The organism is Streptomyces sp. MK7, from assembly GCF_032658145.1.
Lineage (GTDB): Bacteria > Actinomycetota > Actinomycetes > Streptomycetales > Streptomycetaceae > Streptomyces > Streptomyces spiralis.
On record NZ_JAVACL010000023.1, the window covers coordinates 97595 to 121672 of the forward strand.

Here is a 24078-nt window from a genome sequence, read left to right on the forward strand (position 1 = left end):
CAGCGACCGATCAGCGCATCCCGCCGGCGACGGCCGGCAGGATCGTCACGTTGTCGCCGTCGGCGAGCTTGGTGTTGATGCCGTCCAGGAAGCGCACGTCCTCGTCGTTGAGGTAGACGTTGACGAAGCGGCGCAGCTGGTCGCCGTCGACGATGCGGGCCTGGATGCCCGGGTGCCGGGCCTCGAGGTCGGCGAAGAGCTCGGCGAGGGTCTCCCCGTTCCCCTCCACCGCCTTCTGGCCGCCGGTGTAGGTGCGGAGGATGGTCGGGATACGGACCTCGATGGCCATGGTTGCGGGCTCCTGTCAGGAAGGTGTCGTCGGAAGGGTGCGGCGCGCGATGGGTTCTCCCAGGCGATCAGCACGGGAAGGCGCCGCGGCTCACGGCCGGACGGCGGCAGGAGAACGTCAACAGATGGCGCTGTTCAGCCTGCACAGGTCGACGTGCAGCCGCGCCACGAGCAGCATGCCCGGCGTCTCATCGCTCACGTCGTTCAGAACCATGCGGTCATCGTATCGATTCCCGGCCCGTGCCCCCGAGTGTGATCTCGCCCTTCGGACCGCTTCCGTCCGCGATGCGGGATCAGTAGGCCTCGACCACCTTGACCTCCTCCTCCGTGACCTCGCCTTCCAGGATCCGGAACGAGCGGAACTGGAACTCGCCGGCCCCGTCGGTGTCGGCCGTGGACACCAGGACGTAGTGGGCGCCGGGCTCGTTGGCGTAGGAGATGTCGGTGCGGGAGGGGTAGGCCTCGGTCGCGGTGTGGGAGTGGTAGATGATCACCGGCTCCTCGTCACGGTCGTCCATCTCGCGGTAGAGCCCCAGCAGGTCCTGCGAGTCGAACTCGTAGAAGGTGGGCGAGCGGGCCGCGTTGAGCATGGGGATGAACCGCTCGGGGCGGCCGGCGCCCACGGGACCGGCGACCACGCCGCACGCCTCGTCCGGGTGGTCCTTGCGGGCGTGGGCGACGATCTGGTCGTAGAGCGACTGGGTGATGGTCAGCATGGGGCACAGGATAAGCAGACCCGAAAGGGGGCGGCCGCGCGATGGGGGTCCCCCCAGGCGTTCAGCTCTGGGGGAGCGTCAGGTGGGGCGGTGGTGGACGACGGGCGGGCCGTTCCGTACCGGGGAGTGGTACGGAACGGCCCGCATGGCGGACGTCCTGAGCGGCAGCGGGAGCGGGTTCCACGAGTATCCGCTCCCGCTGGACGTCCGGGCCCTCGGGCGGAGCGCCGGGTCAGCCGACCTTCTGCAGCTCCCGCTCCGGGTCGCGGCGCTGGGTGACGTGCGGGTTGCGCGCCTTGAGCACCGCCCAGCCGACAGCGAGGGCGGCGGCCCAGACCGCCATCACGTACAGGCAGATACGGGAGTCGGCGTCGTAGGCGATCAGGCCGGTGACGAAGAGCAGGAAGGCGATGGCGATGTAGGAGCACACCGCGCCGCCCGGTGCCGGGAAGGCGGAGGCGGGCAGCCGGCCCGCGGTCACCGCACGGCGGTACAGCACGTGGCTGACCAGGATCATCAGCCAGGTCCAGATGCCGGCCGCGGTGGCGACGGAGGTGACGTAGCCGAAGGCCTTCTCCGGGACGACGTAGTTCAGCACCACACCGATGGCCATGAAGGCGACCGAGACGGTGATGCCGAGCGCCGGGGTCTTGGAGGCCGACAGGCGGCTGAACCTCTTGGGCGCCTCGCCGTTGTCGGCGAGGGTGCGCAGCATCCGGCCCGTGGAGTACATGCCGGAGTTGCAGGAGGACAGGGCCGCGGTCAGCACGACGAAGTTGACGATGCCGGCGGCCGCCGGGATGCCGATGACCGCGAAGGCCTCCACGAAGGGGCTGACACCCGCGGCGAACTGGGTCCACTTCACCACGCAAAGGATCACGGTGAGGGCACCGACGTAGAACAGGGCGATGCGCCAGGGCAGGGTGTTGATCGCCTTGGGGAGGGTCTTCTCCGGGTTCTCCGACTCGCCGGCGGTCACACCGACCAGCTCGACGGCGAGGTAGGCGAACATCACGCCCTGCAGGGTCATCAGGGACGAGCCGATGCCGTGCGGGAAGAAGCCGTGGAAGTCCCACAGGTTGGAGACCGAGGCGGTGTCGCCGGCCTGGCTGAAGCCGAAGGTGAGCACGCCCAGGCCGATCACGATCATGCCGATGAGCGCGGTGACCTTGACCATCGAGAACCAGAACTCGATCTCGCCGAAGAGCTTCACCGAGATCAGGTTGGCCACGAACAGGACCACCAGGAAGACCAGCGCCGTCACCCACTGCGGGACGGCCGGGAACCAGTAGTGGACGTAGATCGCGGCGGCCGTCAGCTCGGCCATGCCGGTCACCACCCACATCAGCCAGTACGTCCAGCCGGTGAAGTAGCCGAAGAACGGGCCGAGGAACTCGCGGGAGTACTCCGCGAAGGAGCCCGAGACCGGGCGGTACAGGAGCAGCTCGCCGAGCGCCCGCATGATGAAGAAGATGATGATGCCCGCAAGGGCGTACATGAGGATCAGACTGGGACCGGCCTTGGCGATGTTCGCCCCGGCACCCAGGAAGAGGCCGACGCCGATGGCGCCGCCGATCGCGATCATCTGGACCTGACGGCTGCCGAGCCCTCGCTCGTACCCCTCCTCAGGGGCGTCGGTGACCTCGGAAGAGGTTGCTGTGACCTTCGAAGAGGTCATGTGTTGTGCGCCTTTCTCCATGCCGAACCGGGCCGTTGGTCGGCCGCGGATCGGGTCTCGATCCCCCCGGATTGAAATGGAGTTGTGCCTGGCCGACGGTTGGTCGACTCGGTGGCGCACCCGGCGGACATGGGTGGTGTTCGCCGAGCGGTCGTGAAGATGTACCACGAGCTTTACAGAGATCACAGGTGGGGCCTGTGATGCATCACACAACTAGAAACGGGCAAAGGCCACTGGAATCGGGCATACGGGGGCACCGCGGTAACAGGATCGTTATGCGGATCTGAGCGTCCGCTGAGCGGACACCGAAGCGGCCGGAATGGGATCGATCCGGATCGATCCGGGCATGCGGATCAGGGCGTGTGGATCAGGGCATGAGGGTGGTGACGAGGGTCTCCTGGAGCCCCCCGAGCCACAGATACGCCATCACCATCGGCTTGCGCGGGTCCTCGTCGGGGAGGGTGTAGAGAGCGTCGGCGTCGTCCTCGTCGGTGATCTCCAGCCGGGAGCCGATGGCCAGACGCAGGTCGTTCAGGGCACCGAGCCAGCGCCGGGAGTCCTGCGGCGACAGCTTCAGCACGGCACCGCCCTCGCCCGCCGGGGACAGCTCGTTGAGGGAGTGGACCACCGCGAGCGCGTTCTCGCGTTTGCCGGCGCGCAGGTCGTTCTCGGTGTAGCGGCGGAACTCCGCCGAGTGGGCGCGCTGCTCGGCCGCCTCCTGCGGGCCGGCCGGCTGCTCCTCGGGGTCGCTGTAGGCGTCCGGGAACAGCCGCTTGAGGACCGGGTCGACGGGCGGCTCGCTCGGGCCCTCGGCGAAGAGTTCGGCGAGCGGGTCGGCGGGGGCGTCCTCGGCGGGGCCGGGGCCGATCAGCTCCAGGAGCTGCACGGCCAGCGACCGGATGATGGAGATCTCCACCTCGTCGAGGGCGACGGCCGCGCCGCCGCCGGGGAGCGGTTCGAAGTGTCCTGGCATGGAAGGGGTTCGCTGCTTCCGGTCGGTCCGGGCTGTCCTGCTGCCCACGGCTGCTGGATGGCTGCTGCGCGACTACTTGCGGTCCTGCTGGAGCGTGGCCCACAGACCGTAGCCGTGCATGGCCTGAACGTCCCGTTCCATCTCCTCGCGGCTGCCGCTGGAGACGATCGCCCGGCCCTTGTGGTGGACGTCGAGCATGAGCTTGGTGGCCTTGTCCTTGGAGTAGCCGAAGTACGTCTGGAAGACATACGTCACATAGCTCATGAGATTGACGGGATCGTTGTGGACGATCGTCACCCAGGGGACGTCCGGCTCGGGTACGGCGGAGACCTCTTCCGCCGATTCGGTCTTCTCGATCTCGATGGGTGCGGCTGCCGTCACATGGCCCATGCTGCCACTACAGGGGGGTGGGAGCACAAACAGGCAGGGCGGCGGCCGAGTGGTGGCGAGCGGGAAACCTTAAATCGTCAGACTGACGAAATGGGAGTACGATTCCTCGTCATACCGCAAACACCGGGGGACAACCCCCGGACCCCCGGCAGTCACTCGGGGGACCCGCAGATTCATGGCTAGGAGAGGCGTGTTGAACGCAGCGGACCTCAGGCTGCCGGTGGACGTTCCCTCGACGGCACTCTTCACCGACCACTACGAGCTGACGATGCTGCAGGCCGCTCTGCGGGCCGGGACGGCCGGGCGGCGCAGTGTCTTCGAGGTCTTCACCAGGCGGCTGCCCGAAGGGCGCCGGTACGGCGTCGTGGCCGGGACCGGACGCGTCCTGGACGCGGTGGAGAACTTCCGCTTCGACGCGGGCGTCCTCGGCTTCCTGCGCGAGCGCGGGGTGGTGGACGAGGCCACCCTCCAGTGGCTGGCCGACTACCGGTTCAGCGGCGACATCTGGGGCTATCCCGAGGGCGAGGTGTACTTCCCGGGCTCGCCGGTCATGCGGGTCGAGGGCTCCTTCGCCGAGTGCGTGCTGCTGGAGACCGTGATCCTGTCGATCCTCAACCACGACTCGGCGATCGCGGCCGCCGCCTCCCGGATGTCCTCGGCCGCCGGCGATCGGCCGCTGATCGAGATGGGCGCCCGCCGCACCCACGAGCTGGGCGCCGTCGCCGCCGCCCGCGCCGCCTACGTCGGCGGCTTCTCCTCCACCTCCGATCTGGCCGCCGGATTCCGTTACAACATCCCCACCGTCGGCACCGCCGCCCACGCCTTCACCCTGCTGCACGACTCCGAGCGGGACGCCTTCCGCGCCCAGGTCGACTCGCTCGGCCGGGGCACCACCCTGCTGGTGGACACCTACGACGTCGCCGAGGCCGTCCGTACGGCCGTGGAGATCACCGGGCCCGAGCTGGGCGCGGTGCGCATCGACTCCGGCGACCTGCTGCTGGTCGCGCACCGGGTACGGCAGCAGCTGGACGAGCTGGGCGCCCGCGACACGAAGATCATCGTGACCTCCGACCTCGACGAGTACGCCATCGCCTCGCTCGCGGCGGCGCCCGTGGACGCGTACGGCGTCGGCACCCAGCTGGTCACCGGCTCCGGCCACCCGACCTGCTCGATGGTCTACAAGCTGGTCGCCCGCGCCGAGTCCGACGATCCGAGCGCTCCGCTCACACCGGTGGCGAAGAAGTCCAGCGGCGGCAAGACCTCCATCGGCGGCCGCAAGTGGGCGGCGCGCCGGCTGGACGCCTACGGGGTCGCGGAGACCGAGGTGGTGGGCACCGGCCCGGTGCCCGACGAGCTGGCCGGCCGGCAGCTGCTGGTGCAGCTGGTCAAGGGCGGCGAGGTCGTCGGCCGCGAGCCGCTGGACGCCGTACGCGACCGGCACACCGCCGCCCGCGCCGGCCTCCCGCTGTCCGCGACCCAGCTCTCCCGCGGGGAACCCGTCCTTCCGACGGAGTACGTCCACGAGCGCTCGGGTAACTAGGGCCTGTCGGGAGTTCCAGCGCGGGTGAAGGAGCGGCGTGTGGTGCCGTCGAATCCAAGGCGGAGGAAGGAGTCGACGCGGAGCGTCGGCGACTGACGACAACGCCGGAGGCGGCGGTGCCGCACGCCGCGACGCCGCGGGGAACTCCCGACAGGCCCTAGGAGGCGCTCCCTGAAGCGGGTGCCCGCTTCAGCCGCCGAGAGCTGGTTCCGCCCACTGATCCCAGACCGAAGGACACCCACCATGCGCCGCGCCTTGATCGTCGTCGATGTGCAGAACGACTTCTGTGAGGGGGGCAGCCTCGCGGTGGCCGGTGGAGCGGACGTTGCCGCCGCGATCACCGAGCTGATCGGGCAGGCGCCCGCCGGCTACCGGCACGTGGTGGCCACCCGCGACCACCACATCGCGCCCGGCGGGCACTTCGCCGACGACCCCGACTACGTCCGCTCCTGGCCCGCGCACTGCGTGGCGGGCACGGAGGGCGTGGGCTTCCACCCGAACTTCGCGCCCGCCGTCACCTCCGGCGCGATCGACGCCGTCTTCGACAAAGGCGCGTACGCGGCGGCCTACAGCGGCTTCGAGGGCGTCGACGAGAACGGCGTGTCCCTGGCCGACTGGCTGAAGGCCAGGGAGATCACCGAGGTCGACGTGGTCGGGATCGCCACGGACCACTGTGTGCGCGCCACCGCCCTGGACGCCGTGAAGGAGGGCTTCCGCACCCAGGTGCTGCTGGACCTCACCGCCGGGGTGGCCGCGGAGACCACCGAACGCGCCCTGGAGGAGCTGCGCCGCGCGGGCGTGGAGCTGACGGGCAAGCCGGTGGTGGCGTAGCCCGCCCGGCAGCGTGTGTTCCCGAGCGGACGCCCTACGCCTGGGCGGGTGTGTGCGGGCGCAGGAGGGTTCTGATCGGGTGCCACAGCTCCAGGGGGCCGACGGGGACGCCGACGGCGTCGTCCGGGGATGTGCGCCATATCAGCCCGTCGGGGTGGTGCAGCACCGCGGTGATCTCGTCCGGGGTGGGCGGGGCGGCGTTGCCCCGCAGGTAGACCGCGCGCAGGCCCAGGTTGCGCAGCCGGGTCAGGGCGCGGGCGCGGTTGCGGGCGTGGACGAGCACACGGACGCCGCCGACGCCGTCGGGGGCGGCGCCGGGCAGGTTCAGCGCCACCACCACCGTGCCGTTCGGCAGTCTGCTGAAGCCTCCTGCGGCCATGCGGTCACATCCCCGTTCCGGTCGGTGTCAATAAGAGAGCCACAGCAGGCACCTAAACACGATCGGCGGCAACCCGCCAGGGGGTTACCGCCGATACGCGTGTGACCTGCGTGTTTGCTGACTACTTCACCGCGCGGCCGACCTCGAGCTCGATCGTCGAGCCGTCGCGGGCCTCCTTGGTGATCTCGATCCGGGTGTTGGTGTCAGTGATCTCGACACCGCCGGCCGGGTTCGAGGCGTCGTAGTAGGTGCTGGTGTGGTCGTTGAAGACCGGCACCCCCTTCGACGACTTGATCTTGGTCGCGACGTCCCCCTTGTGCAGGGTGATGCCGTCGGTGCGGAACTTGCTGAACGGCGAGTCGTAGGTCTGGATGCGGTTGCGCATCAGGGTGCCGTCGGACCACTTCAGCGCGTTCGGGTGCGAGTCGACCGGGAGGATCAGACCGGTGCCGGGGTGGGCGCTGGTGTTGTTGTCCGCCTCGGAGGTGTCCCACTTCCAGATCAGCAGGCCGTTCTGGTACGGGTAGTGCTCCACCCAGTCGGGACGGCCGGCGAACCCGAAGTTGTACGGGCCGGTCTTCAGCGTGGTGTCGTACGAGACGTACTGGCGGTTCTCGGCGATGTAGTACTGCTTGTAGTCCTTGGTGAAGGACGCGCCGATGCGGGAGAAGCCGTTCGCCGTCCAGGCCGCGTCCGCGCTCTCGGCGTCGTCGGAGAACAGCGGCGAACCGTCCGCGGTCAGCGTGATCTCGTCGGCCGCGAAGCCCTTCTGCGCCACGCCGCCGTCGGTCTGGTAGCGGAAGCGGAGCTGGATCTTCTGGCCGGCGTAGGCGTCGAGGGAGTACGACAGCTTCTCGTAGCCGTCGATGGTGCCGGTCAGGGCGGGCTTGTCGCTGCCGTCACGGGGGATCGGCCGACCGTCCACCGTGCCGTCCAGGGCCGTCCAGCCGGCGCCGCCGTCGGTCGACACCTCGGTGTAGAGGTAGTCGTAGTTGGCCTCGATGTCGTACCAGCCGTCGAGGGTGAGGGCGGCCGACTTCTTGCCGGTGAGGTCCACGGACCGGGTCAGCGTGTTCTTCAGGTCGTCGCCGCTGCCGCTCCACCACTGGGTGGCGCCCTGGGCCGGGGTGACGACGGTGGTGGTGACCGCCTTGTCGGGCAGGGAGACCACCACGGCCTGCCGGTACTTGGTGTTGTACTCGGAGAGCCCCAGCTTGTGCCAGGACTTCACACCGGCCTTGGCGGTGTCGTAATTCAGCCAGCCCAGCTGGAGCTTGTCCCAGGCGTTCATGTCGCCGGGCAGGTCGCCGATGGCGTCCTTGCCGCGGCCGAGCCAGGAACCGGAGGACATCAGCGTCCAGAAACCGGTGGAGTTCTCGCCGCCGGCGGTGTCGTACTCGTCCGGCAGGCCGAGGTCGTGGCCGTACTCGTGGGCGAAGACGCCGAGTCCGCCGTTCTCCGGCTGCATGGTGTAGTCGCCGACCCAGATGCCGGTGTCGCCGATCTGCGTGCCGCCGAGCTTGTTGTTCTCGGGGCCGGTGGCGCCGGCGTCGGTGCCGAAGGCGTACCAGCGGTGCGCCCAGATCGCGTCGGTGCCCTGGGCGCCGCCGCCCGCGGACTCGTCCTCGCCGGCGTGCACGATCTGGAAGTGGTCGATGTAGCCGTCGGGCTCGTTGAAGTTGCCGTCGCCGTCGTAGTCGTAGCGGTCCCACTGGTCGTACTGGGCCAGGTCCGCCTTGATGTCGGCGTCGGAGCGGCCCGCCGCCTTCTGGTCGGCGACCCAGGCGTTCAGACCGTCACGGACGAGGTTCCAGGCGGAGGAGCAGGTGGTGGAGCCGCAGGCGTTGTTGCCGTAACGGGCCTCGTTGTAGGGCACCTTGACCCAGTCGGAGACCTCGCCGTCGACCGAGTAGCGGCCCGAGGACTGCTTCTCGTAGTACTTCTTGAGCGACTCGGTGTCCTTGCCGGTGCCGAAGTACAGGTCCTGGTAGTGCTCCCGGTTGAAGTCCGCCTGCCAGTCGGTGGAGTTGTCCTTCTTCCGGTCCGGCGCGGCGATCCGGTTGTGCAGCGGGCCGGCGGTGCCGCCGTACCTGGGGTCCGCCTGGTCGCCGAACTCGGCAAGGATGGTGAAGATCTTGTCGGTCTTCTCCCGGCCCAGCTCGACGTACTTGGTGTCGCCCTTCCTGCCCTTGAGGCCGACGACCTTGGAGCCGTCACGGTCCTGGACCTTGGCCTTGCCGGCGATGAGCTGGTTCAGGGCCTCCTGGCGCTGGGCGTCCTGGGTCTTGCTCAGCGGGCCGTCGAGGTTGTGCTCGGGCTGCTTGACCGGCTGCGGGTCGTGCCGGTCCACTGAGGCGGAGCCGCTGCCCGTGGTGGCGGCCTCCGCGACGGCGAACGTCGAGAACGTGGCGGTGGCCGCCGCGAGAGCGACACCGATCGCGGCCGTTCTGAACGTCCAGGGTCTGCTTGTCACTTGATGTCCTCCCCTGACGCGTCCTGGCGCGCGGAGAGGCGGTCTCAGGCCACGACAAAGGTCCGCGCGCGATCAACGCGTGTAGTCAAGTGACGACATTTGACTAGAGGTTTACGAGAAAAGACAGACCTTGACTTGGACAGTTCAAGTGCACTATGCGGAGCAGAGGTTCGCTTTACGGACGGCGGAACGTGGGGAGTCGGGTCGGCGCACGGGGTCGGCGGGCGCGTGGGGCCGGGGGTCGGGAGCGAGGCGTGACTCCGTGCGCCCCCTGTGCATCGACACCGTGGGTTAGGTCACGCTTACCAGCCGTTCCGCTCGGGCATGCAGGGGATTAGAGTCGATTGGCGGAACGCCCGGAAGTCGGCGGAAAGCCAGGCCGTCACCCCGTCTCGCCCCCAAAATCTTCCGAGGACACGATTGCCATGCCTCGTCCGACCGCCGCACAGCTCGCCTACGGTTCCTGCACCGTGATCCTCTCGACGCTCGCCATGCTGCTGCTGTCACGGACGAGTTCGGGCCTGGGCATCGCGGTCGTCGCCCTCGCGGCACTCGCGCTGGGAATCCTGGTCGCCATGACCGTACCCCTGCCGAAGGCACACGCGGCGCCCGCCGCGGCGGCCGCCCGGGAAGCCCGGACCGTCGAGCACGTCCAGGCACCCGCCCGGGAATGGCGAGAGCCTGTCTCCGCGGGCGCGGAGACAGGCCAGGGCAGGTCCACGGGAAGCGCCTGACGCCACGTCGGGCCGGACAGGCCCTGGGCGCGTTCAGCGACTCGTGCTGACCACCACCGTCTTGGCCGCCTTGTCGTGCAGTCCCTGCTTGTAGGGCCGGTCGAAGAAGCTCCAACCGCCGCTGATCGCCAGCCAGATGCAGGCGCAGCAGAACCAGAACGGGATCCACAGCACCGCCGCGCGCGCCAACGCGGTCGCGACGGACGGCGTGGAACCGTCGGCCAGGTTCGCCACGCGCATGCCCAGCCACATCTTTCCGAGGGTCTGCCCCCATCGGGCGGTCATGAAGGTGTCGTAGGCCATGTAGAGCACCACGCCGACCACCGACTGCCAGATGGAGCGCGCGACTTGCACCTGGTCGGCGTCCACCGTGTACTCGTTGACGCGGAGCGCCAGGGTGATCAGCCACACGACGATGCCCACCAGGATCAGGTCGATGATCCGCGCGAGGGTGCGCCTGCCGCTGTCCGCGAGCGGGGGCATCCCAGCGAGCGGGTCTTCGGGGTACGGGCCGCCCCCGTAGGGACCGCCACCGCCGTAGGGCCCGCCTCCGTAGGGACCGCCACTGCCACCGCCGGCACCACCGCCTCCGCCGTACGGGGAGCCTCCCGTGCCGCCGCCGTACTGGTCGCCGCCGTGCGGTCCTCCGCCGCCGTGCGGCGGGGGCGGCCCGCCGGGGGGCGGGGTCGGGGATCCGGAGCCCGAGGGCGGTTCGGAGCCGGGGGGCGGTTCGGTGCTCATGCGCCGAGTCGATCTCGAACCCGGCCGGGCCGCATCCGGCGAGCGGCCGTACGGATGACGGCCGCCGCGCCCCTACGCCGTCCCGGTCACCCCGCCACGAAGGTGTGCGCGGCCTTGTCGTGCCAGCACTGGTGCCAGGGCCGGTCGAACAGGCACCACAGCACGCCCACGAGCCCGACGATCAGCAGCCCGGGCACGCTGTAGACGAGCCAGCGGCCAAGAGCCCGGCCGAAGGACGGAGGCTCGTGGGCCTCGATGTCCCGCACCTGGAGACCGCACAGCTTCTTGCCCAGGGTGCGGCCCCACCTGGCCGTGGGCAGTGCCTCGTACACGACGCCGAAGAGCAGCAGGGCGGCGAGGACGATGCCCAGATACGTCGCCGTCGTGCCGTCCAGCAGCCAGACGGTGACCGTGTGGCCGGAGAGCTTGGCCGTGTCGATCTTCTCGTCGATGTGGTCGGCCGCCCTGGTGCCCAGCGGCACGGCGGCCCCTGCGGTGACTCCCGCGAGGACGACCGTGTCGACGAGGCGTGCGGCCAGCCGCCTGCCGAGGCCGGCGGGCCGGGCCGCCGCCTGCCGGCTCGCGGCCGCCTGGAAGGGGTCCTCGACCGGCGGCTTCCACGGCGCGACGGGCTGCCCCTCCCCCGCGCCGGCGGCCGCGCCTGCCCCCGATCCCGCCCCGGCGAGCTGGTGCACCTGCTGTGGCCAGGAGGACCGCCCGCCACCGGGGCCGCTGGTCAGTGGTGTGGGCAGGGGGCCGGCGGCCGGACCGGCGGAGGCGTTGGGGACGGGCTGGGGTGCGCTGCCCTGATGGGGCAGTGAGGGGGCGGGGGCGTGCGCCGGGGAGGGTGTCGCGGCCGGCCCGGCGCCGGATGCCTGAGCAGGGGCGGCTCCCGCCGCCTGAGCCCCGGCGGCCGCCTGGCCCTGCGGGCGGCCGTGCGGGGTGGCCTCCGGACCGCCTCGCAAGCCCTGAGCCGGACCCGCCGGACCCTGAGCGGGGCCGTGGTCCTGCGCCTGTCCTTGCGTCTGCCCCTGCGCCTGCCCCTGGGCCTGCCCCTGCGCTGCTGACGCGCGCGCGGCCGCCGCCTTGCCGGCGGCGAAACCGGGGCCGTCCGGCGAGCCGTGCGAGCCCTGGGCGGGTACCGGCGCCGGTCCCGGGCGTCCCGGGTCTCCCGTCGGATCGGCCGGCCGCTCGGGGCGTACCGGGCGGAACATCATGGTGCCCTCGTCGGCCGGGGGGCCGCCCGGGGCCGGAACGCCAGACCCGGGCGGGTTGCCCGGCGTTCCGGCGGCACCGTCCGCCGCCGTCGGACGGCGGAACACGAACGTGTTGCCCGCCTCGGCCCGGCCCCGTCCTCGATCCTCCCCCTCCCCGTGCGCCCGGCCCTGCCCTGCCTCCGCGGCCGGTTCGTCAGAGGGCCGGGCGGCCGGCTCGGGCCCGTGGGCCGCACGAGGGTCGGCCGGGGTGCCCCAGGACACGCGGCGGTCCTGGTCGCCGCCGAATCCGGACTGCTGCCCGCGGTCGGCGCCCCACGCCGAGGCCGGCTCGGCACGGACGCCCTGCGCCCCTGCCGGGCCCGGCGCGTCCGCGGGGTCCTCGTCGAAGAAGTGCGGGCCCGTCTCCTCGACCGCCGCGGTGGCCACGCCCGGGGGCGCGGGCGCGGGCCTCGCCCCGGGCGGCGGGCTGAGCGGCTCGCCGTCGGCCGGTGCCGGACGGCTGGTGCCCGGTACCCAGGCGGCACCGTTCCAGTACCGGACGTATCCGGGGATGGACGGGTCCGGGTAGTACCCCTCGCGGGGCCTGTCGTCACCTGGTGCCGGGGTTGGGGCGCTCATGTCCGTCGTCCCGTATCTGCTCGGGGGTGGTATCGGGGGCCTCCACATCTATCAGACCGGCGCACCCGCCACCGCCGGTCCGGCCGGACCCACTCCTTTCCGGGCAACCTCGTGTCTGTACTTCACAAGCCCGAAGCCCCGAACGGAAAAAAGTTCGGTCGATCCGCGTAACGCCCGGCGTCCACCCGCCTCTCCACTCGTGCGGGTCCGCTCCGGATCCGTATCCGTACCCGTGACGAGTGGAGAGGACCGACGGAGGATGAAGCGCACCGTGGTGGAACGCGAGCTGAGGCTGGTGCTGTCGCCGAGCGGGGGATCCCCGTTCCGGCCCGGCTCGGATACCGCACCGACGACCCGTACGCCGTGCACCTCGACTTCCATGTCGACTCCGCGCACCCCGTGCACTGGACGTTCGCCCGCGAGCTGCTCGTGGAGGGGGTTGTTTACTGCTCGTAGGGGGCTTGCGCGAGGGCGGTTTGACTCGATCGTGTGATGGTCTGCTTCCGAGCTTGCAGAGTCCTGGGCCGTTCGGGCTACGGTGATCGTGCGATCTGGGACGCCGGGTACGGCGCCAGCGTGCGGGGCCCCTGCTCCACCGGAGTGATGGTTCGGGGCTTCCCCGTCGCCTCTGGCCGTGCCATATGGCCAGGTCGTGAGGGAACCGGCCTCCCGGGATCGGACCACGCACAGGATCCGTGTCGCTGCCCCGGGGTCGAGTACGCCGGGGACCTGGGGGTACCTCCCACGCCGTTCAGGCAGTGGGGGAGCGCCCAAGACCGTTCGGGGCGTGCGGCTGAGCGGACTCACTCCTGCTCAGTCCACAGGAACGGTGTTCCGGCCGTGCGGGCACGGTGACGTACGGGTGTGGCCGTCGAAGTAGGACGGCCACAGCGTCGTCCTGATGACTCTGCGGGTCAGAACAGCTTGCCGGGGTTGAGGATGCCCAGCGGGTCGAAGACCTGTTTGATCCCCCGCTGCATCTCGACGCCCACCGGGCCGATCTCGCGTGCCAGCCACTCCTTCTTCAGTACGCCCACTCCGTGCTCGCCGGTGATCGTGCCGCCGAGCCGGAGGCCGAGGGCCATGATCTCGTCGAAGGACTCGCGGGCGCGCCGGGACTCGTCGGGGTCCTGGGCGTCGAAGCAGACGGTCGGGTGGGTGTTGCCGTCGCCGGCGTGCACGCAGACGCCGATGGTGAGCTGGTACTTCTCGGCGATCCGCTCGATTCCGTCGAGCATCTCGCCGAGCCGGGAGCGCGGCACGCACACGTCGTCGATCATCGTGGTGCCCTTGACCGCCTCCAGCGCGGTCAGGGACAGCCGCCGGGCCTGGAGCAGCATCTCGGACTCGGCGGCGTCCTCGGCGGGGACGACCTGGGTGGCGCCGGCCGCCTCGCACAGCGCGCCGACGGCGGCCAGGTCGGCGGCCGGGTCGGGGGTGTCGAAGGCGGCGAGCAGCAGGGCCTCGGTGGTCTCCGGCAGGCCCATGTGCGCGAGGTCGTTGACGGCCTTCACCGTCGTGCGGTCCATGAGCTCCAGCAGCGACGGCACATGCCCTCCCGTCATGATCCGGCACACCGCGTCGCAGGCGGCGGCCGCGGAGGAGAACTCGGCGGCGAGCACGAGTTGCTGCGGCGGCTGCGGCTTGAGCGCCAGCACGGCCCGTACGACGATGCCGAGCGAGCCCTCGGAGCCGACGAAGAGCCGGGTGAGGTCGTATCCGGCGACGCCCTTGGCGGTGCGGCGGCCGGTGGACATCAGGCGCCCGTCGGCCAGCACCACGTCCAGGCCGAGGACGTACTCGGCGGTGACGCCGTACTTCACGCAGCACAGGCCGCCGGAGCCGGTGCCGATGTTGCCGCCGATGGTGCACATCTCCCAGCTGGAGGGGTCCGGCGGGTAGTACAGGCCGTGCTCGTTCACCGCGCGGGAGAGCGCGGCGTTGACGACGCCCGGCTCGACGACCGCGATCCGGTCGACCGGGTTGATCTCCAGGATGCGGTCCATCCTGGTCAGGGACATGATGATGCAGCCGTCGGAGGCGTTGGCCGCGCCGGACAGACCGGAGCGGGCGCCCTGCGGGACGACCGGGACGCGCAGTTCGGTGGCGATCCGCATGACGTGCTGGACCTGCTCCACCGTGCGCGGCAGGACGACGACGGCCGGGACGCCCGACGGGCAGAAGCTCGCCATGTCGTTGGCGTAGGAGGCCGTGACGTCGGCGTCGGTGAGGACCGCCTCGGCCGGCAGGCCCGAAAGGAGCCGGTCGGTGAGGTTGCCCTGGGCCTCGTCGGGTGCGGCTTGGATACGGCTCATGATCACAGCGTCGCACTCGGGGGCTGTGCTGTGAACCCCGTGAGAGCGCTTGCCGCCCCGTGCGAGCGCGCCCCTGGCGAGCACCCCGTGCGGGCGCGCCGGGCGGCGCGCCCGCACGGGGCAGGGTCGCCGGGGTCCTCAGAGGTTGCCGCGCCGCTCCTGCTCGCGCTCGATCGCCTCGAACAGGGCCTTGAAGTTGCCCTTGCCGAAGCCCATCGAGCCGTGCCGCTCGATGAGTTCGAAGAACACGGTCGGGCGGTCCTGGACCGGCTTGGTGAAGATCTGCAGCAGGTAGCCGTCCTCGTCGCGGTCGGCGAGGATCTTCAGCTCGCGCAGGGTGTCGATGGGCACGCGGGTGTCGCCGACCCACTCGCCGAGCGTGTCGTAGTAGGAGTCGGGGGTGTCGAGGAACTCGACGCCGGCCGCGCGCATCGTCCGTACGGTCTGCACGATGTCGTTGGTGTTCAGCGCGATGTGCTGGACACCGGCACCGCCGTAGAACTCCAGGTACTCGTCGATCTGGGACTTCTTCTTGGCGACCGCGGGCTCGTTGATCGGGAACTTGACCTTGAGGGTGCCGTCGGCCACGACCTTCGACATCAGCGCGCTGTACTCGGTGGCGATGTCGTCGCCCACGAACTCCTTCATGTTCGTGAAGCCCATGACCTTGTTGTAGAACTCGACCCACTCGTTCATCCGGCCGAGTTCGACGTTGCCGACGCAGTGGTCGATCGCCTGGAAGGTGCGCTGGGCGGGCGGCTCGACGAGGGGCTTCGCGGCCGCGTAACCGGGGAGGTACGGGCCGTCGTAGCCGGTCCGCTCGACGAGGGTGTGGCGGGTCTCGCCGTAGGTGGCGATCGCGGCGAGGACGACGGTGCCGTGCTCGTCCTTGATCTCGTACGGCTCGGCGACCGGGCGGGCGCCGTGCTCGATCGCGTACTCGTACGCGGCACGGGCGTCCGGGACCTCGATGGCGAGGTCGATGACGCCGTCGCCGTGCTCGGCCACGTGCTGGGCGAGGAAGCGGCCCCAGTCGGTGGCGGGCTTGATCACCGAGGTGAACACGAAGCGGGCGGAGCCGCTCTCGAGGACGTAAGCAGCGGTCTCGCGGCTGCCGTTCTCCGGTCCGGAGTAGGCGACCAGCCGCATGCCGAAGGCGGTGGAGTAGTAGTGCGCCGCCTGCTTGGCGTTGCCCACGGCGAAGACGACCGCGTCCATTCCCTTGACCGGGAAGGGGTCGGCCTGCCGCGCGGTCGCGTCGGGAGCGTGCTGTGTGGTCTGCGTCATGGCGGAAGCGTCACCTGGTCTCGCAAGGTGCGCAATAGTTCGCGTATTCACTGGGCAGCATGCTCAGTGAACGACCGGTGTCGGCGGGCTTTCTGTACAGGATGACCACCGTGATGGCGACCCTGGAGGCGGGGCTGTGGCGATCGATCGTCTGGACGGCCGCATCATCGCGCTGCTGGCGCGGGAGCCGCGTATCGGCGTCCTGGAGATGTCCCGGCGCCTGGGGGTCGCCCGGGGGACGGTGCAGGCCCGCCTGGACCGCCTCCAGTCCAACGGCGTCATACGTGGCTTCGGCCCGGAGGTGGATCCGGCGGCGCTCGGCTATCCGGTGACGGCGTTCGCGACGCTGCAGATCCGCCAGGGGCAGGGCGCGGACGTACGGGCCCATCTGGGGACGGTGCCCGAGGTCCTGGAGCTGCACACCACCACCGGCACCGGCGACATGCTGTGCCGGCTGGTGGCCCGCTCCAACGCCGACCTCCAGCGCGTGATCGACCGCGTGGTCGGCATCGAGGGCATCGTCCGCGCCTCCACGGCCATCGTGATGGAGAACCCGGTGCCGCTGCGGATCATCCCTCTGGTGGAGCAGGCGGCGGAGGACCGGGAGAGGAACGGGTAGGGGGAGGAAGCGAGGCGGAACGGGGGCGTTGCGGGGGTGGTCTCCGGCTCGTTGTGACAGCTCACCGCTCTGACGGCTCGCTCGTTGTGACAGCTCGCTCGTGCTAACAGCTCGGGACCGAGCCCTTGCCCGTGCGCAGGGCGGTCAGGGCGCCGATCGCGCCCTTGAGGGTGGTCACCGGGATCAGGCGCAGGCCCTTCGGCAGCTCCGCGCGGGCGTCGGCGCACTCGGCCTTCGGGACCAGGAAGACCGTGGCGCCGTCCCGGTGCGCGGCCTGGGTCTTGAGGGACACTCCGCCGACCGGGCCCACCGTGCCGTCCGGGCTGATCGTGCCCGTGCCGGCGATCGTGCGGCCACCCGAGAGGTCGCCGCCGGTGCCGTCGCCGTGAATCTTGTCGATGATGCCGAGCGAGAACAGCAGGCCCGCGCTGGGGCCGCCGACGTCGGCCAGCTTCAGCGAGACCTTGATGTTCTTGTCGCCGCTGAGGCCGAGGTACTTCAGGGCGGCCTGGGTCGCCGCGTCCTGGGACTGCTTCATCTGCGCGGCGTTGTGCCGCTCGATCTGCTGGACGGTGTCACCGCTCGGGTAGACCGCGTCGCGCGGCATGACCGCCCGGTCGGTGTCGAACCAGCCGTCGATCACGTCGCCGAGCGTGACGCGGGCGTCCGGGCCGGTCGCCTCGATCGTCGTCATCCGCAGCTGCCCGCTCGTGCTCCGCACCGGTGTACCGGAGATCGTGATCACCTGGCTGCCCCTGTACGTGCCGAGCACATTGGCCGTCGACCCGGGCTGTGCCACCGAGAACGGCAGCGGCGCCGCCGCAGCCGTGACGATCAGGGCCACGACGGGCAGCGCGCAGACGGCGAGGGCCTTGGGGCGAGAGAGGCGAGAGAGCACGGGATCAATCTAACGCGACGACGACATCCGGCCAGGCGGCGGTCACCCCCCGCTCGGACCCCTGTGGCTCAGCGCGACGCCCCCGCGGTCCTCAGCGCGACGCCTCCGCGACCTCAGCCCGGCGCCCCGCGATCCTCAGCGCAACGCCTCCGCGACCTCGCGGGCCGCGTCCACGACCCTCGGGCCCACCCTCTCGGGCACGGAGTCGGCGAGCATGACCACGCCGACGCTGCCCTCGAGGCCGGTCACGCCCAGCAGGGGGGCCGCAGCGCCGCAGGCGCCCGCCTCCAGTTCGCCGTGGGTGAGGGTGTAGCCGGGGTCGGCCATCGGCTGGCGGCGGGCCTCGAGTATCGCCTTGCCCGCGGCACCCCGGTCCAGGGAGTGCCGGAACCCGGCCCGGTAGGCCACGTGGTAGTCCGTCCACGAGGGCTCGACGACGGCGACCGCCAGCGCCTCCGACCCGTCCACCAGCGTCAGGTGCGCCGTCGCCCCTATGTCCTCGGCCAGCGACCGCAGCGCCGGCAGCGCCGCCTCGCGCACCAGCGGGTGCACCTGGCGGCCCAGGCGCAGCACCCCGAGCCCCACCCGGGCCCGTCCGCCCAGGTCACGGCGGACGAGCGCGTGCTGTTCCAGGGTGGCGAGGAGCCGGTAGACGACGGTGCGGTTCACACCCAGTTTCTGGGACAGCTCGGTGACGGTCAGCCCGTGGTCCGTGTCGGCCAGCAGCTTGAGGACCTTCAGTCCCCGGTCGAGCGTCTGAGAGGTCTCCGCGGTCACGACGCCCACTCCTTAAGTGGTGAGGTCGGCGGCGCTCATCGCGGCGGGTACGTCACCGAGTCCCGTCAGTGACGCGCAACAGAGGCCGCCGATCGGCCGGCGGTCCGGGCCGTCCCGGACGTAAGTCGCTTCACGGCTGCGCTCCGCGGCGGCGCTGCCACGGGGCGTGTGCGTAGCGGGACAGTAGCGAAGCCGGTTCGCTGAGCGGAAGCCTCCGTCCAGAATCCGGGCAAGGGCAGATCCGGCCTGCCTGCATTCGTCCGGATACGCACGCAGCCCGGTGTGCCGTGGCGCGCGCCGTCAGCGCATGCGCGTGGCCCACTCCCGCACCTTGGCGATCCGCTGGCGCAGCTGTCCCGCCGTCGCCTCGGCGCTCGGCGGGCCGCCGCACACCCGGCGCAGCTCGGTGTGGATCACGCCGTGCGGTTTGCCGCTCTGGTGGACGTAGGCGCCGACCAGGTTGTTGAGCTCCCGGCGCAGCTCCATCAGCTCCTTGTGGGTCACCACCGGCCGCCGGTCGGCGGGCAGTTCGAGCAGATCCGCCTCGCTGTCCGGCTTCCTGCGGCTGTGCGCGATCTGCCGGGCCTGCCGCTTCTGCAGCAGCAGCTGCACCTGTTCGGGCTCCAGCAGGCCGGGGATGCCGAGGTAGTCCTGCTCCTCCTCGCTGCCCGGGTGGGCCTGCATGCCGAACTCGGCGCCGTCGTAGAGGACCCGGTCGAAGACGGCGTCGGACTCCAGCGCCTCGAAGGGCAGCATGTCCTGCTCGCCGGTGTCCTCGTCCTGCTCCCGGTTCGCCTCCTCCATCTCCTTCTCGGACTCGGCGTACGGGTCCTCCTCGCCGTCGTTCTGCGGCTTGTCGAGGGCGTGGTCGCGCTCGACCTCCATCTCGCCTGCGAAGGTGAGCAGGTCGGGGATGGTCGGCAGGAAGACGGAGGCGGTCTCACCGCGCCGCCGGGACCGTACGAAACGGCCGACGGCCTGGGCGAAGAAGAGCGGGGTGGAGATCGTCGTGGCGTAGACGCCGACCGCGAGGCGGGGTACGTCGACGCCCTCGGACACCATGCGGACCGCGACCATCCAGCGGTCGTCGCCGTCGCTGAACTCGTCGATCTTCTTCGAGGCGCCGATGTCGTCGGAGAGGACGACCGTCGCGCCGCTGCCCGTTATCTCGCGGATCAGCTTGGCGTAGGCGCGCGCGGAGTCCTGGTCGGAGGCGATGACGAGGGCACCGGCGTCCGGGACGGCCTTGCGGACCTCGGTCAGCCGCTGGTCGGCGGCGCGCAGCACGGCCGGCATCCACTCGCCGCGCGGGTCGAGCGCGGTGCGCCAGGCCTGGCTGACGGCGTCCTTGGTCATCGGCTCGCCCAGCCTGGCCTCGATCTCGTCGCCGGCCTTCGTGCGCCAGCGCATGTTGCCGCTGTAGGAGAGGAAGATGACGGGCCGCACGACGCCGTCGGAGAGCGCGGAACCGTAGCCGTAGGTGTAGTCGGCGGCCGAGCGCCGGATGCCGTCCTGGCCCTCCTCGTACGTCACGAACGGGATGGGGTTGGTGTCGGAGCGGAACGGCGTACCGGTGAGGGCCAGGCGGCGGGTCGCCGGCTCGAACGCCTCCAGACACGCCTCGCCCCACGACTTGGAGTCACCCGCGTGGTGGATCTCGTCGAGGATGACGAGCGTCTTGCGCTGCTCGACGCGGTTGCGGTGCAGCATGGGGCGCACGCCGACGCCCGCGTACGTCACGGCGACGCCGTGGTACTCCCTGCCGAGCGGGCCCGCGCTGTACTCGGGGTCCAGCTTGATGCCTATGCGCGCCGCCGCCTCGGCCCACTGCTTCTTCAGGTGCTCGGTGGGCGCGACCACGGTCACCTGCTGCACGACGTGGTGGTGCAGCAGCCAGGAGGCGAGCGTCAGCGCGAAGGTCGTCTTGCCGGCGCCGGGGGTGGCGACCGCGAGGAAGTCGCGCGGCTGCTCCTGGATGTACTTCTCCATCGCCCCCTGCTGCCAGGCACGCAGCTTGCCGGCGGTGCCCCAGGGGGCGCGTCCGGGGAAGGCGGGCGAGAGATGGTGCGAGTGCGACGAGCTGGCGGCGGTAGTAGTCACGGTCTCCGGTTCGTTGTGCTGGGGCTCGGCTACGGATGACAACCGGGCCACCCTACCGGTGCGCTCACCCGTCACCCGGGCCGACGACACCCCGCCGGGCCCGGGTGCGACACGCGTCACAGATCACCGAGCAAAACGCGGCAACTGCGCGGCGATCTTGGGTACATCGAGGGCGCCCTGGCAGACATCGAGCACGAAGCGCTCAGCCTCGTCCACATCGAAGTCCGGGTCCAGCAGATGCCCGTTGAGGTGCAGGAAGACCCAGGTCGCGTACCAGGCGATGCGCTTGTTCCCGTCCACGAGTGCGTGGTTGCGCGCCAGGGACTCCATGAGCGCGGCGGCCTTGTGCCAGACGTCCGGGTAGGCGTCCTGCCCGAACACGCTCGACTGAGGACGCGCCAGCGCCGAGTTCAGCAGACCGTAGTCGCGCACCTCGTCCGCCCCGAGCCGCTTGGCAAGGTGCAGCAGCTCGGGAAGGGTGAGGTAGTACATCAGGCCAGTCTCCGGTTGAGCTCGGCGCTGGCCTTGAGCACATGCTCGGCCGCCTCGTTGAACAGCCGGGAGCGCTCGTTCACGGCAGCGATCACCGCGTCGTGCGCGAACGCCTGCATGCTCCTGCCCTCGGCCGCCGCCCGCTCGCGCAGCGCCTCGAGTTCCTCGTCCGTGAAGCGGAGGTTCAGTCCAGCCATACCTCCACGGTACTACGTGGTACCACGTGGTGTCACCGAGATTCGGCCCGCACCCTCCTCGTCACCCAAACCCCCGCCAACGCCACCCCCGCCATCGGCAGGAACACCGCCGCGAAGGCGGCGGGATGGGCGGTGGAGCCGGTCGCCGTCGCGGTGGTGTGGGCCACCGTGCCGCCGCCCAGGGCGGCGAACGCGGCACCCCCCACCGCGAGCAGCAGGACGTTGGACAGGGCATCGGAGATCTGCAGGGCCGCGGAGTTGGTGCCGGCCTCCTCGGGGGCGGACAGGCGCAGCAGCAGCACGCTGGTGGAGGCGATGACCAGGCCCATGCCGAAGCAGCCGAAGCCCCAGGCGACGGCGACCGTCCAGACCGGCACGGAGTGGATCAGCACGCTGGGCGCGGTGGCGATGGCCGCCGCCACCAGGACCATCCCGAGCGTCATCAGCCGCTCCCGGTACGGCGCCGTCCTGGGCCGCGACTGCACCCAGGAGCCGAGCGCCCAGGTCCCGCCGCCCGCCGCCAGGGAGAAGCCGGCCAGCGTCGGGGAGAGCCCGCGCTGGGTGACGAGCATCAGCGGGACGAAGGACTCGGCGGCGACGAAGGAGCCCGCCGCGACCCCGCGCAGCAGCACCACCGACGGCAGCCCGCGCGCCGCCCGGCAGGTGCCGCGCGGCAGCAGTCCCCGCACGGCCGGCACCAGCAGCGCGGCCCCCGCCGCTCCCGGTATCAGCGATATCCACCGCAGGTCCTGCGCCGCGTACTGGAGCAGCCCGGCCCCGAGCGAGATCCCGAGGGCGAGCCGGATGCGCCGCCGGTCGAAGGACTGCTCGGTCTCCCCGTCCGTGCCCTCCCCCACCGGGCCCGACGCCCGCCGCCGTATCTGGGGCAGCGCCATCGCCAGCGGGAACACCACCAGCACGGGGATGCCGATGAACACCCAGCGCCAGCCCAGGTGCTCGGTCACCGCGCCCGAGGCGAGCGGGCCGACGATCGACGGGACCACCCAGGCCGCCGCGAACGCCGCCATGATCGCCGGACGCAGCCGCTCCGGATAAGCCCGTCCCACGACGACGTAGAGGGCGACGATCACCAGCCCGCCACCGAACCCCTGCACGGCCCGCCCGGCGATGAACACCCACATGGTCGCGGCCGTCCCGGCCAGCAGCAGCCCCGCCGCGAACGCGCCGATCCCCGCGGTGAGCGCGCCCAGCGGACCGCGCCGGTCCGACCACTGCCCGGCGAGCACCATCCCGAACAGGCTCGTCGTGAAGAACCCCGAGAACGCGAACGCGTACAGCGACAGCCCGTGCAGTTCCCGGGCCGCGACCGGCATCGCCGTGCCCACGGCGGTCGCCTCGAAGGCGATCAGCAGCACGACGGAGACGATCCCGACGCTGAGCGAGCGGTAGGCCCGGCCGAGCACGGTGCCGGTGGCCTCATCGGCCGCCACGGGGGCGGGGACCGATGCCTCCCGCGGGCGGGATCCGCCGGGCTCGTCGGAGGTGCCGGCGACGCCGGTGTTGCGTGGTTCCAGGGCGGTCATGGTCGCCAGGGTAAGGTCCGCAGCCGCTTCTTGCCCCTGTCGGGAGTCGCCCCCGGACCGGGACCTTGGTCGTACGACCTCCACTCGTCCTCCCCCTTCTCCGCGAACGTTCTTTGTGAACGGCGTATGGCAGTCGCGTTGCGGCACCCGCCGTTTCCTTGAGTCGCCCCTTCACCACGGCCTACGGTCGACGCACCGAGTTCGGAACGGACCGCCCAGCGGTTCCCCGACACGGCCGTGTGCCCGAGTGGCCCAGGGACTCGCCTGCAAAGCGAGGTACGCGGGTTCAATTCCCGCCACGGCCTCTAGTGCCTTGACCAGGCAAGTAGAAGGGGCGCCCGGTTCATCGAACCGGGCGCCCCTTCGGCTTCCGTCTCAGTTTCCGTCTCAGTTAGTCCGCGTGAAGGTCAACGACGGCGCATCCGCCTCGTATCTCGACCTTGTTTGGCGAACCGCCCACACCCGCTCGACGGGCCCCATAGGCTGCCATCGGGTGGCCGTACGCCATGCCAACCAGTCCCTCAGATCACGTCCATTGCCCGACTGAACGGGCTCCGATCTGGAGGTGACTTTTGGAAGGCAAGCCGTGCGAACAGCCCCCCTCCGAACCGGACCGGGAGATCGAGACGGCCAAGGAGGAGACGCCCGAACCGCCTCAGAAGACTGAGACGACGAAGGAGGGGACACCGGAGCCGTCCCGGGAGACCGAGACGGTGAAGGAGGAACCGGAACCGTCTCAGGAGACCGAGACGGCGAGGTGGAAGAAGGGCCCAAGCTGGGCCGCGGCCTCATTCGCGATCAACCTGTTGCGCTTCTTGCACGACTGGTGGAACGGCAAGTGAGTAACCACGACCTCAGCTCAGGCCCTACCCACATGACTGCGTAAGCAGTCTCCCTGCCCGAAGGCAGGATGGTGCGTCCTAGCCCGACGCACCGGAGGCCGCACGCCGAATGGCGCTGCGGCCTCCGTCTTTGGGGAACAGCGTCTGAGTGAAGTGAGGCTCCGGCCTGGTGGCGGTCCAGTGCCGGCCTGTTCTGGTGTTCCTTCGCTTCAGGTTTTCTCTGGTCGCTCGTCCAGAGATCTTGCAATCCGGTGCCTTGGCGGGTGACACGAGGTTTGCACAGTCAGCGTAGCGGTCCTTGCTCCCTCGCGAGGGAGGAAGGACCCACAAAGTTGATACGGGACCCGTGCGGCCACGACTCATCCACGAGTCACGATGACGCTCTGACCAGCGCGGAAAGGAGGTCCGTGAGTCGTTTTACGGAGCTCC

The 24078-nt window shown here is 70.7% G+C and carries 23 protein-coding genes, 1 tRNA gene and 1 pseudogene; 7 read left to right on the top strand and 18 right to left on the bottom strand.

Annotated elements, in window-relative coordinates; translation table 11 throughout:
* Positions 1 to 10: 10 nt before the first annotated feature.
* From R2S09_RS24170 to clpS, 6 genes are all read right to left on the bottom strand, one after another.
* Positions 11 to 289: a MoaD/ThiS family protein gene (locus R2S09_RS24170; protein ID WP_316743211.1), complete on the bottom strand. Its 279-nt coding sequence runs from the start codon at positions 287 to 289 to the stop codon at positions 11 to 13.
* Positions 290 to 406: 117 nt separating this feature from the next.
* Positions 407 to 502: a putative leader peptide gene (locus tag R2S09_RS24175; RefSeq protein WP_316743213.1), complete on the bottom strand. Its 96-nt coding sequence runs from the start codon at positions 500 to 502 to the stop codon at positions 407 to 409.
* A 79-nt stretch (positions 503 to 581) separates the two neighbouring features.
* Positions 582 to 1004 (bottom strand): M67 family metallopeptidase, encoded by a 423-nt coding sequence (locus R2S09_RS24180; protein WP_306189419.1) that lies wholly within the window; start codon positions 1002 to 1004, stop codon positions 582 to 584.
* A gap of 232 nt (positions 1005 to 1236) precedes the next feature.
* Positions 1237 to 2682, bottom strand: a complete 1446-nt coding sequence (locus R2S09_RS24185) for an amino acid permease (protein WP_306189418.1) — start codon at positions 2680 to 2682, stop codon at positions 1237 to 1239.
* Between the two features lie 367 nt (positions 2683 to 3049).
* Positions 3050 to 3655, bottom strand: a complete 606-nt coding sequence (locus R2S09_RS24190) for a DUF2017 domain-containing protein (RefSeq protein WP_316743214.1) — start codon at positions 3653 to 3655, stop codon at positions 3050 to 3052.
* 72 nt (positions 3656 to 3727) lie between these two features.
* Positions 3728 to 4045, bottom strand: a complete 318-nt coding sequence (clpS, locus tag R2S09_RS24195; RefSeq protein WP_030167345.1) for an ATP-dependent Clp protease adapter ClpS — start codon at positions 4043 to 4045, stop codon at positions 3728 to 3730.
* Positions 4046 to 4238: 193 nt separating this feature from the next.
* On the opposite strand from clpS, the gene R2S09_RS24200 reads away from it, so the two are divergent.
* Positions 4239 to 5585: a nicotinate phosphoribosyltransferase gene (locus R2S09_RS24200; protein ID WP_316743217.1), complete on the top strand. Its 1347-nt coding sequence runs from the start codon at positions 4239 to 4241 to the stop codon at positions 5583 to 5585.
* Positions 5586 to 5828: 243 nt separating this feature from the next.
* Positions 5829 to 6416, top strand: a complete 588-nt coding sequence (locus tag R2S09_RS24205; protein ID WP_306189415.1) for an isochorismatase family protein — start codon at positions 5829 to 5831, stop codon at positions 6414 to 6416.
* Between the two features lie 34 nt (positions 6417 to 6450).
* Here R2S09_RS24205 and R2S09_RS24210 read toward each other — a convergent pair whose 3' ends face one another.
* Entirely contained in the window at positions 6451 to 6795 is a 345-nt protein-coding gene (locus R2S09_RS24210; RefSeq protein WP_306189414.1) for a hypothetical protein, read from the bottom strand.
* Between the two features lie 121 nt (positions 6796 to 6916).
* Positions 6917 to 9268 (bottom strand): immune inhibitor A domain-containing protein, encoded by a 2352-nt coding sequence (locus tag R2S09_RS24215; RefSeq protein WP_306189413.1) that lies wholly within the window; start codon positions 9266 to 9268, stop codon positions 6917 to 6919.
* A gap of 425 nt (positions 9269 to 9693) precedes the next feature.
* On the opposite strand from R2S09_RS24215, the gene R2S09_RS24220 reads away from it, so the two are divergent.
* On the top strand, positions 9694 to 10002 hold the full coding sequence (locus R2S09_RS24220) for a hypothetical protein (RefSeq protein WP_306189412.1): 309 nt from the start codon (positions 9694 to 9696) through the stop codon (positions 10000 to 10002).
* 33 nt (positions 10003 to 10035) lie between these two features.
* On the opposite strand, the gene R2S09_RS24225 is transcribed toward R2S09_RS24220, so the two are convergent.
* Complete coding sequence (locus R2S09_RS24225) at positions 10036 to 10743, bottom strand: RDD family protein (protein ID WP_316743219.1); 708 nt, start codon at positions 10741 to 10743, stop codon at positions 10036 to 10038.
* An 86-nt stretch (positions 10744 to 10829) separates the two neighbouring features.
* Positions 10830 to 12578 carry an RDD family protein gene (locus R2S09_RS24230; RefSeq protein WP_316743221.1) on the bottom strand — a complete coding sequence of 583 codons (1749 nt, stop codon included), beginning with the start codon at positions 12576 to 12578 and terminating at the stop codon, positions 10830 to 10832.
* 259 nt (positions 12579 to 12837) lie between these two features.
* On the opposite strand from R2S09_RS24230, the pseudogene R2S09_RS24235 reads away from it, so the two are divergent.
* Positions 12838 to 13019: pseudogene (locus R2S09_RS24235) on the top strand (SsgA family sporulation/cell division regulator); the annotation flags it as partial.
* A 473-nt stretch (positions 13020 to 13492) separates the two neighbouring features.
* Here R2S09_RS24235 and R2S09_RS24240 read toward each other — a convergent pair.
* Both R2S09_RS24240 and hppD read right to left on the bottom strand, forming a co-directional pair.
* The gene (locus tag R2S09_RS24240) at positions 13493 to 14899 is read right to left on the bottom strand and encodes an FAD-binding oxidoreductase (RefSeq protein WP_306189409.1); all 1407 of its coding nucleotides are present in this window, start codon (positions 14897 to 14899) and stop codon (positions 13493 to 13495) included.
* A gap of 132 nt (positions 14900 to 15031) precedes the next feature.
* Positions 15032 to 16180: a 4-hydroxyphenylpyruvate dioxygenase gene (hppD, locus tag R2S09_RS24245; protein WP_306189408.1), complete on the bottom strand. Its 1149-nt coding sequence runs from the start codon at positions 16178 to 16180 to the stop codon at positions 15032 to 15034.
* A gap of 136 nt (positions 16181 to 16316) precedes the next feature.
* Here hppD and R2S09_RS24250 point away from each other — a divergent pair, with 136 nt between their 5' ends.
* A complete protein-coding gene (locus tag R2S09_RS24250; RefSeq protein WP_306189407.1) occupies positions 16317 to 16799 on the top strand; it encodes an Lrp/AsnC family transcriptional regulator in 483 nt (160 codons plus the stop codon).
* A gap of 103 nt (positions 16800 to 16902) precedes the next feature.
* Here R2S09_RS24250 and R2S09_RS24255 read toward each other — a convergent pair whose 3' ends face one another.
* The 6 genes from R2S09_RS24255 to R2S09_RS24280 all read right to left on the bottom strand — a co-directional run bounded on the left by R2S09_RS24255 (position 16903) and on the right by R2S09_RS24280 (position 22807).
* Positions 16903 to 17697, bottom strand: a complete 795-nt coding sequence (locus R2S09_RS24255) for a PDZ domain-containing protein (protein ID WP_306189406.1) — start codon at positions 17695 to 17697, stop codon at positions 16903 to 16905.
* A gap of 135 nt (positions 17698 to 17832) precedes the next feature.
* Positions 17833 to 18474 (bottom strand): IclR family transcriptional regulator, encoded by a 642-nt coding sequence (locus R2S09_RS24260; RefSeq protein WP_030167302.1) that lies wholly within the window; start codon positions 18472 to 18474, stop codon positions 17833 to 17835.
* Positions 18475 to 18774: 300 nt separating this feature from the next.
* The gene (locus tag R2S09_RS24265) at positions 18775 to 20574 is read right to left on the bottom strand and encodes a DEAD/DEAH box helicase (RefSeq protein WP_316743224.1); all 1800 of its coding nucleotides are present in this window, start codon (positions 20572 to 20574) and stop codon (positions 18775 to 18777) included.
* Between the two features lie 123 nt (positions 20575 to 20697).
* Positions 20698 to 21066 (bottom strand): Fic family protein, encoded by a 369-nt coding sequence (locus R2S09_RS24270; RefSeq protein ID WP_316743225.1) that lies wholly within the window; start codon positions 21064 to 21066, stop codon positions 20698 to 20700.
* A complete protein-coding gene (locus tag R2S09_RS24275) occupies positions 21066 to 21263 on the bottom strand; it encodes a hypothetical protein (protein WP_030167296.1) in 198 nt (65 codons plus the stop codon). Before R2S09_RS24275 ends, R2S09_RS24270 begins: the two co-directional genes overlap by 1 nt.
* Positions 21264 to 21295: 32 nt before the next feature.
* A complete protein-coding gene (locus tag R2S09_RS24280; RefSeq protein ID WP_316743227.1) occupies positions 21296 to 22807 on the bottom strand; it encodes an MFS transporter in 1512 nt (503 codons plus the stop codon).
* 233 nt (positions 22808 to 23040) lie between these two features.
* On the opposite strand from R2S09_RS24280, the gene R2S09_RS24285 reads away from it, so the two are divergent.
* Together R2S09_RS24285 and R2S09_RS24290 are read left to right on the top strand one after the other, a co-directional pair.
* Positions 23041 to 23112: transfer RNA gene (locus R2S09_RS24285), tRNA-Cys, on the top strand.
* A 267-nt stretch (positions 23113 to 23379) separates the two neighbouring features.
* Positions 23380 to 23649, top strand: a complete 270-nt coding sequence (locus tag R2S09_RS24290; protein WP_316743228.1) for a hypothetical protein — start codon at positions 23380 to 23382, stop codon at positions 23647 to 23649.
* Positions 23650 to 24078: the final 429 nt, after the last annotated feature.

What these genes read in the sequence shown, in the direction of transcription:
- R2S09_RS24170 (WP_316743211.1), bottom strand. Translation starts at nt 289, where the DNA reads ATGGCCATCGAGGTCCGTATCCCGACCATCCTCCGCACCTACACCGGC.
- R2S09_RS24175 (WP_316743213.1), bottom strand. Translation starts at nt 502, where the DNA reads ATGGTTCTGAACGACGTGAGCGATGAGACGCCGGGCATGCTGCTCGTG.
- R2S09_RS24180 (WP_306189419.1), bottom strand. Translation starts at nt 1,004, where the DNA reads ATGCTGACCATCACCCAGTCGCTCTACGACCAGATCGTCGCCCACGCC.
- R2S09_RS24185 (WP_306189418.1), bottom strand. Translation starts at nt 2,682, where the DNA reads ATGACCTCTTCGAAGGTCACAGCAACCTCTTCCGAGGTCACCGACGCC.
- R2S09_RS24190 (WP_316743214.1), bottom strand. Translation starts at nt 3,655, where the DNA reads ATGCCAGGACACTTCGAACCGCTCCCCGGCGGCGGCGCGGCCGTCGCC.
- clpS (WP_030167345.1), bottom strand. Translation starts at nt 4,045, where the DNA reads ATGGGCCATGTGACGGCAGCCGCACCCATCGAGATCGAGAAGACCGAA.
- R2S09_RS24205 (WP_306189415.1), top strand. Translation starts at nt 5,829, where the DNA reads ATGCGCCGCGCCTTGATCGTCGTCGATGTGCAGAACGACTTCTGTGAG.
- R2S09_RS24210 (WP_306189414.1), bottom strand. Translation starts at nt 6,795, where the DNA reads ATGGCCGCAGGAGGCTTCAGCAGACTGCCGAACGGCACGGTGGTGGTG.
- R2S09_RS24220 (WP_306189412.1), top strand. Translation starts at nt 9,694, where the DNA reads ATGCCTCGTCCGACCGCCGCACAGCTCGCCTACGGTTCCTGCACCGTG.
- R2S09_RS24225 (WP_316743219.1), bottom strand. Translation starts at nt 10,743, where the DNA reads ATGAGCACCGAACCGCCCCCCGGCTCCGAACCGCCCTCGGGCTCCGGA.
- R2S09_RS24230 (WP_316743221.1), bottom strand. Translation starts at nt 12,578, where the DNA reads ATGAGCGCCCCAACCCCGGCACCAGGTGACGACAGGCCCCGCGAGGGG.
- hppD (WP_306189408.1), bottom strand. Translation starts at nt 16,180, where the DNA reads ATGACGCAGACCACACAGCACGCTCCCGACGCGACCGCGCGGCAGGCC.
- R2S09_RS24270 (WP_316743225.1), bottom strand. Translation starts at nt 21,066, where the DNA reads ATGTACTACCTCACCCTTCCCGAGCTGCTGCACCTTGCCAAGCGGCTC.
- R2S09_RS24275 (WP_030167296.1), bottom strand. Translation starts at nt 21,263, where the DNA reads ATGGCTGGACTGAACCTCCGCTTCACGGACGAGGAACTCGAGGCGCTG.
- R2S09_RS24280 (WP_316743227.1), bottom strand. Translation starts at nt 22,807, where the DNA reads ATGACCGCCCTGGAACCACGCAACACCGGCGTCGCCGGCACCTCCGAC.